11 protein-coding genes are annotated in these 14,134 nt (G+C 73.3%); 3 read left to right on the top strand and 8 right to left on the bottom strand.

Annotation, left to right across the window (positions count from 1 at the left end; genetic code table 11):
* Positions 1-13: 13 nt before the first annotated feature.
* Together V1634_RS05405 and V1634_RS05400 are read right to left on the bottom strand one after the other, a co-directional pair.
* Positions 14-1,888, bottom strand: a complete 1,875-nt coding sequence (locus V1634_RS05405; protein ID WP_331206621.1) for an ATP-dependent DNA ligase — start codon at positions 1,886-1,888, stop codon at positions 14-16.
* 78 nt (positions 1,889-1,966) lie between these two features.
* Complete coding sequence (locus V1634_RS05400) at positions 1,967-2,173, bottom strand: hypothetical protein (protein WP_318394956.1); 207 nt, start codon at positions 2,171-2,173, stop codon at positions 1,967-1,969.
* A 190-nt stretch (positions 2,174-2,363) separates the two neighbouring features.
* On the opposite strand from V1634_RS05400, the gene V1634_RS05395 reads away from it, so the two are divergent.
* Positions 2,364-4,043: a hypothetical protein gene (locus tag V1634_RS05395; protein ID WP_331206620.1), complete on the top strand. Its 1,680-nt coding sequence runs from the start codon at positions 2,364-2,366 to the stop codon at positions 4,041-4,043.
* 153 nt (positions 4,044-4,196) lie between these two features.
* Here the strand turns inward: V1634_RS05395 and V1634_RS05390 are convergent, their stop codons facing one another.
* From V1634_RS05390 to V1634_RS05380, 3 genes are all read right to left on the bottom strand, one after another.
* Positions 4,197-5,555: a dipeptidase gene (locus tag V1634_RS05390; RefSeq protein WP_331206619.1), complete on the bottom strand. Its 1,359-nt coding sequence runs from the start codon at positions 5,553-5,555 to the stop codon at positions 4,197-4,199.
* A 168-nt stretch (positions 5,556-5,723) separates the two neighbouring features.
* Positions 5,724-6,893: a M48 family metallopeptidase gene (locus V1634_RS05385; RefSeq protein ID WP_331206618.1), complete on the bottom strand. Its 1,170-nt coding sequence runs from the start codon at positions 6,891-6,893 to the stop codon at positions 5,724-5,726.
* 91 nt (positions 6,894-6,984) lie between these two features.
* The gene (locus V1634_RS05380; protein WP_331206617.1) at positions 6,985-7,674 is read right to left on the bottom strand and encodes a uridine kinase family protein; all 690 of its coding nucleotides are present in this window, start codon (positions 7,672-7,674) and stop codon (positions 6,985-6,987) included.
* A 48-nt stretch (positions 7,675-7,722) separates the two neighbouring features.
* Between V1634_RS05380 and V1634_RS05375 the strand changes: the two genes are divergently transcribed.
* Positions 7,723-8,133: a rhodanese-like domain-containing protein gene (locus tag V1634_RS05375; protein ID WP_331206616.1), complete on the top strand. Its 411-nt coding sequence runs from the start codon at positions 7,723-7,725 to the stop codon at positions 8,131-8,133.
* Positions 8,134-8,204: 71 nt separating this feature from the next.
* Here the strand turns inward: V1634_RS05375 and V1634_RS05370 are convergent, their stop codons facing one another.
* Both V1634_RS05370 and V1634_RS05365 read right to left on the bottom strand, forming a co-directional pair.
* Complete coding sequence (locus tag V1634_RS05370) at positions 8,205-9,761, bottom strand: cobyric acid synthase (protein ID WP_331206762.1); 1,557 nt, start codon at positions 9,759-9,761, stop codon at positions 8,205-8,207.
* A 176-nt stretch (positions 9,762-9,937) separates the two neighbouring features.
* Entirely contained in the window at positions 9,938-11,056 is a 1,119-nt protein-coding gene (locus V1634_RS05365; RefSeq protein ID WP_331206615.1) for a cobalamin biosynthesis protein, read from the bottom strand.
* A 346-nt stretch (positions 11,057-11,402) separates the two neighbouring features.
* Here V1634_RS05365 and V1634_RS05360 point away from each other — a divergent pair, with 346 nt between their 5' ends.
* Positions 11,403-12,872, top strand: a complete 1,470-nt coding sequence (locus V1634_RS05360; RefSeq protein WP_331206614.1) for an acyltransferase family protein — start codon at positions 11,403-11,405, stop codon at positions 12,870-12,872.
* Positions 12,873-13,121: 249 nt separating this feature from the next.
* Here V1634_RS05360 and ssb read toward each other — a convergent pair whose 3' ends face one another.
* Complete coding sequence (ssb, locus tag V1634_RS05355; protein ID WP_331206613.1) at positions 13,122-13,988, bottom strand: single-stranded DNA-binding protein; 867 nt, start codon at positions 13,986-13,988, stop codon at positions 13,122-13,124.
* Positions 13,989-14,134 lie beyond the last annotated feature (146 nt).

Below are 14,134 nucleotides of genomic sequence, written 5' to 3'. Positions count from 1 at the left end.
TCCGCGACGGCGGTCAGGCGCTGCGGTGACCTGCATGGATGGCCCGTACGGTGTCGATGGTGTCGGCCTCCGCCGCGCTCTTGTCGTCGCGGTAGCGCAGCACCCGGGCGAAGCGCAGCGCCACGCCGCCCGGATAGCGCGGGCTGCTCTGCACTCCGTCGAAGGCGATCTCCACAACCTGTTCGGGGCGTACCCGGACCACCCAGTCGCCACGCTCCACCGCCAACTCCTGGAACCGCTCGGTCTGCCAGCGCAGCAACTCGTCGGTCAGCCCCTTGAAGGTCTTGCCGAGCATCACGAAGCCGCCGGTCTCGGGATCGCGCGCGCCGAGGTGCAGGTTGGAGAGCCAGCCCTTGCGCCGGCCACTGCCCCACTCGACGGCGAGCACCACGAGGTCGAGGGTGTGTCTCGGCTTCACCTTGACCCAGGCGGCGCCTCGCCGCCCCGCGTCGTACGCCGCGTCCGGCGCCTTGACCACGATGCCCTCGTGCCCCGCGTCGACGGCGGCGGCGAACGCCGCCGACGCCTCCTCGACCGTATCGACGGTGATCCGCTCGACGAGCTGTGCCGAGGAGACGGTACGGGCCAGCGCGGCCCAGCGCTCGTGCCCCGGCGCGTCGAGCAGGTCGACGCCGTCCAGGTGCAGGATGTCGAAGAAGTACGGCGTCAGCACGACACCACCGCTGGTGTTCGCCGCCGCGGCCACCGCCGGAGCGACGACCGTCGGACGCTCCGGGGCGGGGATCCCGGCCGGTGCCGTTCCGGAGCTGCCGATCCGGGGCACCTCGGAGATGTCCACCGGCCCGACCGCCCGTGCCGACCCGGCCGTCGACGACGCGACCGGCGCTGCCCCGAAACTCCGGGCGCCGCCGGTGACGGGCGCACCGCCGTCAGCTTCCGCCCCGCCCGAGACACCGCCGCCGGCTCCCGCCTCGTCCGACGCACCGTTGCCAGCGGCCGGCCCGCCGGGCGCGTCGCCGATCGCTTCCGGCGCGTCCGGTGTACGGGCGGCCTCGTCCCGCACCGCCCGGCGCGCTCCCCTGGTGGCCGCCCGGCTCGCGGTCTCCTGGAACGGTCGTGGCCGGCCGGATGGGTCGAGTGCGATCGCCTCACCGTCGAGCACCAGCTCGCGGGCCGGCAGGGACCGGACCGCCGCCACCACCTCGGGAACCCGGGTGGTGATCTCGTCGAGGCTGCGGGTGAAGACCGCTATGTCGTCGCCGGAGCGGTGCACCTGGATGCGGATGCCGTCGAGCTTCACGTCGACCACCGCCGGCAGTCCGACCGCGGTCAGCGCCTCCTCGACCGAGGCCGCGCTCTGCGCCAGCATCGGCGCGAGCGGCCGGCCGACCCGCAGCGCGAACCCGGTGAGCGCGCCCGAGCCGCCGGTGAGCGCCGCCGCCGCGACCGTCTTCAGATCGCCGGCGAGCAGCAGGGCCCGGCGGACCGTCGGCAGCGGCACCTCGGCCGCCCGGGCGATCGCCTCGGTCAGCAGCCCGGCCTGGGCGCCCTGCCGCAGCTCCCCGCTGAACAGGCCGAGCAGCAGCCGCCGCTCCTCGACGGTGGCGGCACCGAAGAGGGCGGCCAACAGCTTACGGCGGCGCTGCTGCGAGCCCGGCCCGCGCACCTCGGCCAGCTCGGCTATCGCCGCGTCGACTTCGGCCACCGTCAGGGTCGGCTGCTCGGCGGCCGGCGGCAGCTCGCGGAGGCTGGCGTAACCGACCCCGGTCTGCCGCTGGCGCAGCTCTCCGGCCAGATAGCCGGAGCCGGCGACGAGTTCCTCCGGGGCGAGGTTTCGCAGCGCCTCGGCGAGCAGCTCGACCTTCGCCCGCCGGCCGGAGGTGGCGGCGACAGCGGCGGAGGTAGCTGCCAGGTCAACGAAGCGCACGGCTCCATCCTGGCAGCCACCGCCGACATCCTGCCGGCCGGCCCGCCCTCATCCCCCGGCTGAGCTGGGCGGGGACGCTCAGGCCGGGGCAGGCTCCTCGATGCGTAGGCCGCGGGCGCGCACACTGTCGGCCACCCGGGCGAGGGCGGCATCGAGCGCACAGAGAACGGTGGAAAGCTCGCCGAGCTGGTCCCGGAGCGCATCCTCGGACCACGCGGAGACGTCGACGTCCCGCAGCGCACTGACCGCGGCGTCGAGCCGCGCGATGGCCTCGTTCGTACTCATGTTCGAAATCTTACCGCCTCGGCGATCCCGCCGGGCGCTTTCTCCGCTTTCTTCCCGCGAACCTCCGATCGTGGGACGAGTGGGCTATCTTTCGGGTACGGACATCCATCCGTCCTCTGTCCACACTCCCCTCCAGCCAGACGCGGTCCGTTCCCGGACCCGGGCTCCGGCGAGACCCCTCCGGAGAGTCATGACGAACGCCATCCTCCGCCCAGGCAGACGGGTCGGCGCGGCCGCCGCCGCAGTGCTCGCCACGCTCGCGCTCACCGCCGCACCCAGCCCCGCGCACGCCGCCGCGCAGCCGCAGTTGCAGATCTCCAGCGCCGTCGACGCGACGATCGACACCACCGGCACCACCATCGGCTTCCACCTGCGCAACACCGGGGACGCACCGGCCACCGACGTCGGTGCGGTCTACGACGCCCAGCCCACCACCGACGACGTCATCTTCGTGGTCCCGGCCGGCCCCGAGGACTGCTACCAGTCCCGCAAGGCGGCGGACTGCCGACACGGCGAACTGGCGCCGGGGCAGGAGCGGCTGGTCCAGCCGTTCATGCTGCGCAGTGGTCCGAACGCCCGGCCGGGCCCGGCCGGGGTCGTCCGGGTCAGCGTCACGGGCCAGGGTCCCGACGGCGCGGTCTCGGCGACGTACGAGCTTCCGGTGACCATCCGGGCCACCGGCTCGGGGCTGGTGGCCGAGATGGAGGACCTCGGTTCCGAAGCGCAGCGGGTCGGCGGCGGTGACCGGCGTCCGCTGCACGCCACCGTCTTCAACTTCGGCACCGGGACGCTGCCCGGCTTCCTCCTGACGATCACCCTCCCGCTCGGGGCGACCTTCGTCGAGCGCTACGGGGACTGCGTCTACGAGGACGACCTGCCCGGCGAGCCGCCCACGGGCTACGTCTACGGTCCGCAGCGGGTGACCTGCCAGATGCACCTGATCCTGGAACCCGGTGCCGGGGTCGCCTTCTCCGACCCGGTCTCCGGCGACGCGGCGTTCAACGTCGTCTTCGGCAAGAACCTGCCGGGGCCCGCCGAGGCGACCGGGCGGTTCGAGGTCGGCGAGCTGGACCAGCCGCTCCCCGAGGCCCAGCGCCGGGCGGGAGCGCCGGCCGGACCGTCGCTGGCCGACAAGGTCGCCGAGCTGCGGACCAGGGCGGAGCAGCGGGCCAGGGCGGAGCAGCCGGCCGGGACCGGGCAGCCCGACGGAGTGAAGCGGACCACGCCGAGGCAGGCCCGGACCGGCACCACCGAGCCGTCCCCGGCGGCCGTCGGGGCAGCACCCAACGTCGACCAGTTCAGCATCTGGACCAAGCCCAACAGCCAGGATCTGGAGGTACGGGCAACCGAGGTCACCGGTTCGGTCGGTGACACCGTGGAGGTGCCGTACACGATCACCAACCACGGGCCGTCGGACGGCGGCGCCGCCTGGCGGATCGTCGCGCCGAGCGGCACCGTGCTGCTGCCCAGTCAGTGGTGCACGTTCCGCGACGAACAGGGTGAGCAGGTCGCCGAACTGACCGAGGTCGACTGCGGTACCGAGAACCGGTGGCTGGCGACCGCCTCCGGCGAGGGCGTGGTGTCGTCGGTCGTACGGGTGAAGATCAAGTCGACACCGGGCACGAACGGCAAGATCACTATCCGCGGCCTCGGCCCGTCGAAGGAGACCGGGCCGAAGAGCAACAGCGCACAGCTCCTGATCAACCAGCCGGGCGGCGGTGGCGGCGCGGACGGTGACGACGGGCTCCCGATCACCGGGGTCCGGACCGGTCCCATCGCCGCCGTCGGTGGCGGCGCCCTGCTCCTCGGTGCGGTACTGCTGCTACTCGGCCGGCGGCGCCGGTCGGCGGCACCCCCGTCCGCCGAGTAGCCGTAGGGACGCCCGGCGGCAGGCATCGCCGAGACGGGCGTGTCCGGGGGTCGTGACCGGCGATCCGGTCCCGACCCCCGGGGCAGGTCAGGGCCCCGACCCCCGGGGGGAGGTCAGGCCCCGACGTCGGTCACGAGGCGGCCATAAGGACGGTCAGGCGGCGGCCTCGGCGACCTTGGCCAGCAGCAGCGCCTCGGCCAGGCAGACCCGGGCGAACTCGCCCAGGTGCAGGCTCTCGTTCGGCCCGTGGGCCCGCGCGTACGGGTCCTCGACCCCGGTGACCAGGATCGCGGCGTCCGGGAACATCCGGCGGAACGTCTCGATGAACGGGATGGAACCACCCACACCCATGTCCACCGGCTCGACGCCGTCCCAGGCGGCCCGGAAGGCGGCCCGGGCCGCGTCGTACATCGGACCCGAGGCGTCGATCACGCACGGCTCGCCGTCGTGTTCCAGCGTCACGGTGACGGTCGCCCCGTACGGGGTGTGCCGGCGCAGGTGCTCGGTCAGCGCGGCGTACGCCTTCGCGGCCTGGTCGCCCGGGGCCAGCCGGACGCTCAACTTGGCCTTCGCCGACGGGACCAGTGCGTTCGGCGCCTCGGCGGTCGGCGGTGCGTCCAGCCCGATCACCGAGATCGCCGGCTTGTTCCAGAACCGGTCGGTCAGCCGGCCGGTGCCGATGAACGAGACCCCGTCGAGCATTCCGGCCTCGGTACGCAGCCGCTCCTCCGGATAGTCGACGCTGGCCCCCGGCGCGCTGACCAGCCCCTGCACCGCCACGTCGCCGGCCGGGTCGTGCAGGGTGGCGAGGAGCCGGCAGAGCGTGGTCAGCGCGTCCGGTACCGCCCCGCCGAACATGCCGCTGTGCACCGCCTGGGAGAGGGTACGGACCTCCACGAAGCAGTTGACGATGCCGCGCAGCGAGGTCGTCAGCGCCGGTACGCCGATGTCCCAGTTGCCGGAGTCGGCGATCACGATCACGTCGGCGGCGATCTCGTCCCGGTGCTCGACGAGGAGCCGTTCCAGCGAGTCGGAGCCGTACTCCTCCTCGCCCTCGACGAAGAGCACCACGCCGACCGGGAGCGCGTCGCCGAAGGCCCGCAACGCGGCGACGTGGGCCAGCACGCCGGCCTTGTCGTCGGCGGCGCCCCGTCCGTAGAGCCGGCCGTCACGCTCCACCGGCTCGAACGGGTCGCTCTGCCAGAGGCTCAGGTCGCCGACCGGCTGCACGTCGTGGTGCGCGTACAGCATCACGGTCGGTGCGCCGGGTGGGGCGGGACGCCGGCCGATCACCGCCGGCTGGCCGCCGGACCGGACCACCCGCACGTCGAGGGAGCAGCCGCGCAGCAGTTCGGCGACCGCCTCGGCGGACCGTTCGACCTGGGAGTGGTCGAAGCCGTCGAAGGCGATGCCGGGGATCCGGACCAGCCGCTCCAGGTCGGCCCGTACCCCGGGAAGCTCGCGCTCGATCGCGGCACGCAGTTCAGACTCGGTGCGGATAGTCGTGGTCATGGCAAAGATCGTATGCGCCGCCGGACGAGGCTGGTCGGCGGAGTCCCTGGGCCCTGCCCGGCCGAATGCCGCAGACCTCGCTCGTCCGACTTCCGCGGACCCGTCCCGTTCGCCGAGGTGGGGCGCGCCGAGGGTGGGGCGCGCCGAGCGGTGGCCGCCGAGCGGGTGCTACCGGGCTTCGTCGCCGCCCGGTTCCGGTCCGTCGCCGTCGGCCCCGGTGCCCGGACCGGCGGAGCCGGCCGCGCCCGGCTTGCCGCTCCGGCGGGTACGCCCGGCGGCCCTGGCGGCGGCCTCGCCCGCCGCGTTCGCCCAGGAGCGGGCCCGGCCCGCGCCGCCGCCGGCCCACTCGCCGAGGTCACTGGCGCCGTCACCGAGCCGGCGCAGCAGACCGACCAACGGGTCCTGGGATCGTCCGAAAGCCTCCCGGTACGACTCCGCCGCCGCCTTGATCTCGGCGGAGACCGAGGTCAGGTCGTCGTCCTCCCGGCGCGGATAGTCGCCACCGAGCAGCCGGGCGTACTCGCCGGAGTCGACCCATCGGCGCAGGTCCGCCGCCCGGGCCACCGGCACCGGGTGGGTACTCCAGGCGGTCATCCGGATCTTGTGCAGGCTGTCCCGGAGATCGCCGCCGCCGTCGTACTCGGAGGCCTGCTCAAGGAAGGCGGCCGTGTCGATCTGGCTCAGGTCCCCGCCGCCGGCCAGCTTCATCAGCACCCGCAGCGCCGCAGCCGGGTCCTGGCCGGCGAGGAGCCCGGCCCGGTCACCGGAGAGTTCCGCCTTGCGCCACCACTCCAGCATCGCGGCGATGATCGCCCGGAGTGCGAGCGCGCCGACCGGCAGCCAGCTCAGGTTGGCCGCCCACCGGGTCAGGATGGTCAGAATGGTCTTGTAGACGGCGTGCCCGCTGCCCACGTGGCCCAGCTCGTGGCCGAGCAGGAAGCGAAGCTCGTCGTCGTCGAGCTGGTTGACGGCGGCCGAACTGATCACGATGAACGGCCGGTCGAGCCCGATCGCCTCACCGGTCAGCCACGGCGAATGGGTCACGAAGAGTTCCGGCAGCTCGGCCACGTCCAGCGCCGCGCCCGCCTCGGCGTAGAGCCGGTAGACCCGGGGATACTGCCGGTGGTCGACCCGGATCGCGGCGGCCAGGTAGGAGAGCCGGAAGCCGCGCTCGTTCCACATCCCGAAGAACGCCTTGACCACGTCGTCGAAGCCGCGCAGCTCACGCAGCGCGGTGAGCGCGCCCCGGTCGGCCGGATGCTCCCAGGCGCGGGAGCTGATCCCGCCGAGCGTCAACCGTCGTCGGGCCGGAGTGGGACCCGTACCCTCGGTCGTCATGGTGTCCCCCCGCCCGCCGCTGCGTCGGCCTCTCCTGCCGATCGTGCCGTAGCGATCCGGATACGTCCATAAGCGGACCAGGGTCAGTCCGTCACCGGACGCGGACGAAGGCGGGGCCGTCCAGCGCCGAGCCGGCGGCGCCGTCCACCACCAGGTCGGCCCGTTCGACGGTACGGTCCGCGGCGAAGTGCGCCCGCTCACCACGACGCCAGACCGTGAGCCGAGGTTCCAGCGCGGCGCCGTCCCGGGCCAGGGTACGGTGCCGGCACAGCTCCGCCGGTGCGGTCACGAAGACGGCGAGGGTGAGTTCGGCGGCGATCACCGCGCGGGCGCTGGAGACTCCTTCGACGATCACCACCGGGGCGGGCGGCAGCAGCGTCCAGTCCGCCCCGAAGCGGCCACGGGTCCAGTCGTAGCGGCGGTAGCGTCCCGGGCGGCCGGCGCGCAGCGGGGCGAGTATCCACTCCTCCAGCCGGGGCCAGAAGGTGAACTGGTCCGCCCAGCCGTCGAGCAGGTCGTCGGTGTGCACCACCGGAGTCTTCGGTCCGTCGGGCGGCGGGTTCCGTCCGTCGGCCGGGGCGGCGGACGGCCCGTCGGCGGACCCTAGGTCGTCACCGAGCGCCGGGGCGGCGTCGAACGCACCCGCCAGCCGGCTGGCGAAGACGGTCTTGCCGGCCCCGCTCGGCCCGTCGACGGCGACCAGCCGGGTCCGTCCCAGCCGGGCCGGCCGGCGCAGGATCCGGGCCGCCAACTCGGCGTACGCCTCGACCACGGGTGACATCCGGCCGACCCTACTCCGGGCTGACCTGGGCCGGGAGACACTGATCCGGTGTCGGAGCAGGATCGGGGGGTGGCCGCGCTGCTGGCTCGCTCGCGTGTCGGGGTACGCCGGCTGACGCCGTTGGAAACGCTCGCGGCCGGACGGCGCGGGGCGCTGCTGGTGGACACCCGTACCGATCCGCAGCGGGCGGAACAGGGCGAACTGCCGGGAGCACTGGTGATCGACCGGACAGTGTTGGAGTGGCGACTCGATCCGGCGAGCGGGTCGCGGATCCCGGAGGCGGTCGGTTACGACGTCGAGGTCGTGGTGGTCTGCCGGCAGGGTTACAGCTCCAGCCTGGCGGCGGCCAGCCTCCGCTGCGTCGGCTTGTGGCGGGCGACGGACCTGATCGGCGGCTTCGAGGCGTGGCGGCGGGCCGGGCTGCCCTGTGCCGACGGCCCGGCCGACGTGCGAAGGTGATCCCCCGCCCGTCGGCGCGGACAGCCCTGACGCCATCGGCACGACGCCCGGGCCACCTGTCGACGAGGGGACTATCTCGTCGGAACCCGCGGGGTCGGGGCGGGGGCCGGGGGCGCGCCCGGGGGGACGAACGGTAGCCCGGCCGGTGGCCCCTGCTCGACGAGCCGCCACAGGGCGGTGGTGTCGAGGTGCTCCTCCACCAGGTCGCCGAGGAGGTCCAGGGTGCGTTCCCGGGCCGCCGCGAACGAGGTGTCCGGGGCGACCTGGAAGCCGTGCCGGCCGGCCAGTCGGGCCGCTTCGGTGAGGAAGCGCCGACGAAACCCGTCCGAGGTGAAGGCGCCGTGCCAGTGGGTGCCGAAGAGGTGCCCGAGCGCGGCTCCCTCCGGTCGGCCGTCCGAATAGCGGATCAGCGGCGACGGTGCCGGGTCGGCATTGGAGACGTACCCGTGGTGGATCTCGTAGCCCTGGACCGGGACCGATCCGAACGCCGTACCCGCCGACCGCGTCACGGTCTTGGCGGCGTCGAAGGTGATCTCGATGGGCAGCAGGCCGAGGCCGGCGACCCGGCCACGTCCGCTCTCCACCTCGTCGTCGATGCTGCGGGCGAGCATCTGGAAACCGCCGCAGATCCCGAGCAGCGGTCGTCCGGCGGCCACATGTGCGTGCAGCACGTCGGCCAGCCCGCTACGGCGCAGCCAGTCCAGGTCGGCCACGGTCGACTTCGTGCCGGGCAGTACGACGAGATCGGCGGCGGCCACCTCGGCCGGCTCGACGGTCAGCCGGACCCGTACCCCCGGCTCGGTGGCGAGCGCCTCCACGTCGGTGGCGTTGGAGACCCGGGGCAGCCGGACCACCGCCACGTCCAGCCACTCACCGCCCTTCGGCGGCGCCGGTCGGCCGAGCACCCGCCCGTAGGCGAGCGAGTCCTCGGCGTCCAGCCACAGGTCGACGTGCCACGGCAGCACCCCGTACGTCGGCCGTCCGGTGAGCCGGGTCAGCATGTCGAGGCCGGGACGGAGCAGGTCCAGGTCGCCCCGGAACTTGTTGACCACGAAGCCGGCGACGAGTTCCTGGTCGGCGGCGTCCAGCAGGGCCACGGTGCCGAACATCGACGCGAAGACGCCACCTCGGTCGATGTCGCCGACCACGATCGTGGGCAGCCGGGCGTGCCGGGCCAGGCCCATGTTGGCGTAGTCGGTGTCCCGAAGGTTGATCTCCGTGGGGCTGCCCGCACCCTCGCAGACCACCACGTCGTACTCGCCGCGCAGTTCGGCGAGCGCCTCAAAGGCGGCCGTCGCCAGCCGGGGACGGAGCGTACGGAAGTTGCCGGCGGTGACGGTGTCCACCGCCCGGCCGAGCAGCACCACCTGGCTCGACCGGTCACTACCGGGCTTGAGCAGTACCGGGTTGAACCGCAGGTCGGGCGAGACTCCGCAGGCGGCGGCCTGCATGGCCTGGGCCCGGCCGATCTCCCCGCCCCGCCCGTCCGGCCCGATCACCACGGCCGAGTTGTTGGACATGTTCTGTGCCTTGAACGGCGCCACCCGGACCCCCTGGCGGTGCAGCCAGCGGCAGATACCGGCGGTGAGCACGCTCTTACCGGCGTCCGAGGTGGTGCCGGCGACCAGTAGTCCACCGCTCGCCGCTCTCGCCGACCCGGCTGGCCTCGCCGAGCTTGCCGCGTTCGCCGGGCGTGCCGACCCGACCGGGCGTGCCCCGTTCGCCGGGCGTGCCGAGGTGGCCGGGCTGACGACGGGGCCGGCAGGGCCGGTTGGGCCAGCAGGAGCCGGCGCACCCGCAGGGCTCACCGGGACCTCCGTCCTGCCGGGCGGAGCGGCTTCGCGGACGACGGCTCCATCTCGGACCGGGCGCCGAGTCGGGTCAACCGTCGGGTCAGCCAACCGGTCGTGACCCGACGCGGCCGGCTGGTCGCCGCGTACGCCACCGTCACGCCCAGTGCGGCGAGCCCGACCGCGCCGGAGAGCCGGGCGGCCCGATCGATGTGCCGCGCCTCCGGCCGAGGCCCGTCGCCGAGGAAGGGCCGGACCTCGGAACGTCCGAAGTAGACGTTACGGCCGCCCAGCCGGACGCCCAGCGCACCCGCCATCGCCGCCTCGCACTGTCCGGCGTTCGGACTGGGATGGTCCGCCCGGTCGCGCCGCCAGACGTGCCAGGCGCGGGTCCGGTCTCCCCTGACCAGCGGGGCGGCGCCGATGGTGAGCAGCCCGGTCAGCCGGGAGGGCACCAGGTTGAGCAGGTCGTCGAGGCGGGCGGCGGCGGTGCCGAAATGGGCGTACCGCTCGGACCGGTGCCCGACCATCGCGTCGAGGGTGTTCACCGCCCGGTAGCCGAGCAGACCGGGCAGTCCCGCCACCGCACCCCAGACCAGTGGCGCGACCACCGCGTCGGAGGTGTTCTCCGCCACCGACTCCACGGTGGCCCTGGCGAGTTCGGCCTCGTCCAGCGCGGCCGGATCGCGTCCGCAGAGATGGCCCAGCCGTTGCCGCGCCGCCGGCAGGTCCGCCCGGCTGAGCGCCTGGCTCATGACCGTGGCCTCCCGCCGCAGCGTCCGCCCGCCGAGCACCATCCAGGTGGCGGCGGCGACCAGCGCCGCGCGGGCCAGCGGCCGATGTCGGGTGGCGACCGCCGCCGCTCCGCCGAGCACCACTGGTACGCCGACCGCCAACGCCGCGAACCCGGCCCCCGACGTACGCCGGGGCTGGTACAAGCGCCGTTCGAGCGCAGCCGCGAACTGCCCGAAGCCGGCGACCGGATGCCCCCGGCGGGGGTCACCGAGCAGCGCGTCGAGTGCATAACCGGCGGCCAGCCCGACGGCGTTCGCCGCACCGCTGCCCAGCCACCCCGGCGCCGTGCCCCGCCTGCCGGTCCGGCCCGCTCCGGCGGGCCACATCCTGCCGCGCAAGCCCGCCCCGTCGGCGGTTCCGGACGACCCGCTGTCGGTTCCGGGCAACCCGCTGTCGGTTCCGGACGACCTGCTATCTGGCCGCACTGCGACCACCTCCCCCGCCGGAGCCTAGCCCGGCCGTCCGGAGGCCGATCGACACCTCGCTGACCAGGGTCTCCGTCGTACGGCAGGTCGGGCGCCGCCCGCACCGGCGGCGGGTCACTCCGGCACCGGATAGGGTCGCGGGCGGACCCGCGACAGCGGGGGTACGGGGCCGGGAAGCACTCCACCACCTGACATCCCGGCAATCCTGTCGACGGGAGGCGTCAGTGCTGGCCATCGAGGTGCCCATCGAGGAGGTCCGATGACCGGTGTGACGCCCGTCACCGAGGTGGCCACCGGTCGATCGACGGCTGACGCTCGGGGGGCGGGCGCCGGAGCGGAGGACGGGACGAGGCTGGACGCCGGCAGGCTGTCGGGCGCCGGCCCCGCGGTACGAGGGGGCGCCGACGCCGGGCTGCACCGGCTGCCGTCCCTGACCGGATTGCGGTGGGTCGCCGCGATGCTGGTCTTCGGTTTTCACATCGGCACCATGCAGATCGTCGCCGAGCCCGACTATCGCCAGATCGTCGACTGGGTCTTCACGCTCGGCCTCTCCGGGGTGCAGTTCTTCTTCATCCTCAGCGGCTTCGTGCTGGTCTGGTCCGCCCGGCCCGGCGACACGAAGCGTGCGTTCTGGCGGCGCAGGGCCGCGAAGATCTATCCGAACCACCTCGTCACCTGGGCCGTGGTCGTCGCACTCGGGTTCTACTGGGCCGACGCCGTCAACGTGAAGGCGGCGCTGGCGAACCTCTTCCTGGTGCAGGCCTGGATCCCGGTCGACGGCTATTTCTACAGCGTCAACAACGTCAGTTGGTCGCTCGCCTGCGAAATGTTCTTCTATTTCTCGCTGCCGTTCGTGCTCCCGCTGATCCGCCGGATGCGGGCGTGGCAGCTCTACGCCGTCCTCGTCGCCATGCCGCTGCTCATCCTGCTGATGTGGCCGGGCCAGCAACTGCTGCCGGAGACCGCCCGCTGGTGGTTCACGCAGATCTTCCCGGTCGTACGCTCCTTCGAGTTCTGGATGGGCGTCGCCGCCGCCGAACTCATGCTGCGGGGGAAGTGGCGAGGGCCCGGTCTGCTCGTCTCCACCGGGCTCTTCGTCGCGATCTGGGTGGCGTCGATGGAGTGGATCCGCGCCGAGCTCTGGACCACGGTGCTGGCCTTCGGTTACGTCCTGGTGATCGCGAGTGCGGCCCGGGCGGACACCACCGGTCGCTGGTCCCCGTGGCGGTCCCGACCCCTGGTCTGGCTCGGCGAGGTGTCGTTCGCGTTCTATCTGGTCCACGTGTTCCTGATCAAGGCCGTCTTCCGTTTCGCCGGGCACAGCGGCGGGTTCCCGGGCTGGCAGGGGCCGGCCGTCGCGCTCGCTCTGCTGGTGGTGAGCCTGGTCGCCGCCTGGTCGCTCTTCCGGTTCGTCGAGACGCCGATGATGCGGCTGCTCAATCCCCGGCGCCGGCCCCGAACCGCACCGCTGCCGCCCGACGTCGTACGGCAGCGGCAGCGGCAGCCCGACCAATCCGGTGCGGCGGCTCCGGACACCGTTTCCGGACCAGCCGGGGCGGAGCCGGCCGGGGCGGCTGCCGGAGCTGAGTCGGTGTGGACCGAGCCGGTGAGCGCGCAGGGCCAGCCGAGTCCGGTGCCGTCGCCTCGCCGGGAACAGGAATCTCGGAAAGATGTCGAGAACCGGTCACGGGTGAGGGCCGAGCTTGGCCAGCCCATGAAGCGTCCGTGATCTGCGTTCGCGGCACGCCCTGACGACGGTGCATTCCGGCCGCCGCCTCGCGTTTCGGGTGGGGAGATCGGCCAGTGCCGCGACCGACCTCCCCACCCTCGGCCGGCCCGGACGGCGGTGCGGAGGCGACCACCGCGTCTGTCCGGGCGACCCGCTGTCCGGCCAACTATCGGGCCGGACCGCCGGACCAGGCATTGTGCGGCCGGACCCCTTTCCGACCGGAGCGCCTGGACCGGATGTGTGCTGGGTTCAGACGGATACCGGCATTCGGCCACGACCACGTCGGCCACGACCGGTGCCGCCGGTCTTGCCGAGGTCCGTGGTGTCGACGTCGGGCCCGTCCCCGAACTCCTGCTCGTCCTCGTCCGCACCGTTGGTGCCGGTCCCGACCTCGTCACCCCCCAGATCGACCGCGTCGATGCCGCCCAGCCCGTCGGCATCGACCGGCGGACGGTAGCCCGTGCCGGTCGAGGAGGTGATCGCCTCGCCCGGGCCGGTCACCTCACCATCGGGCAGCCCGTCGAAATCGATCCGCCCGTCAAGATCGGCACGTCCGTCGAGATCGGCGGAGAGGTGCAGCGGATCGAAGCCCTGACCCGACGGAACCGGCAGACCCCGATAGTCGCCGTCGTCGTCGAACGGGCGCTCGTCGGGGAGTACCGGCGCTTCGTCGGGCGAGACCGATTCGGTGGTCTCGCCGTGCACCCGGGTCTCGGCCTCGGCCTCCTCCATCGAGGAGGTCGCCATCGAGGGTCGGTTACGGGCGAACCGCCCTCTTCCCCGGGCCAGGTCGTGGCCGACGGCCACCGCCTCCAACTCGTACATCGTTCGGTGGTTGCCCGCGTCGTCGGTCCAGTCCCGCGTGTACAGCCGGCCGACCACGACGACCGGGTCGCCGACCATCACCGAGGAGGCAACGCCCTCGGCCAGCTTCCGCCAGCAGTTCACCCTGACCCGCAGGCTGTTGCCGTCGACCCACCGGCCGCTCTCCCGGTCGAGGCGACGGGCGGTCGAGGCCACCTTGAAGTTGGCCACCAGCGTGCCGCTCTGGGTGGTACGCCGCCATTCCGGAGCCGTCAGCACATTGCCGACAACTGTTACGTATGTGTCGAACATCGTCCCTCCACAGGGATCCAGTTGTTCCCGTCCGAGCCGACTCGACCGACAGCCTCGCCCCATACCCGTCAAGCCGCCAGCGTGGGCCGGCACACCTGTGGACAACCCGGCGCCCTGTGGAAAAAGCCCTGATCAAGGACCGATCT

Source organism: Plantactinospora veratri, assembly GCF_036421995.1.
Lineage (GTDB): Bacteria > Actinomycetota > Actinomycetes > Mycobacteriales > Micromonosporaceae > Plantactinospora > Plantactinospora veratri.
This window is presented reverse-complemented; position numbering and strand designations above follow the sequence as displayed.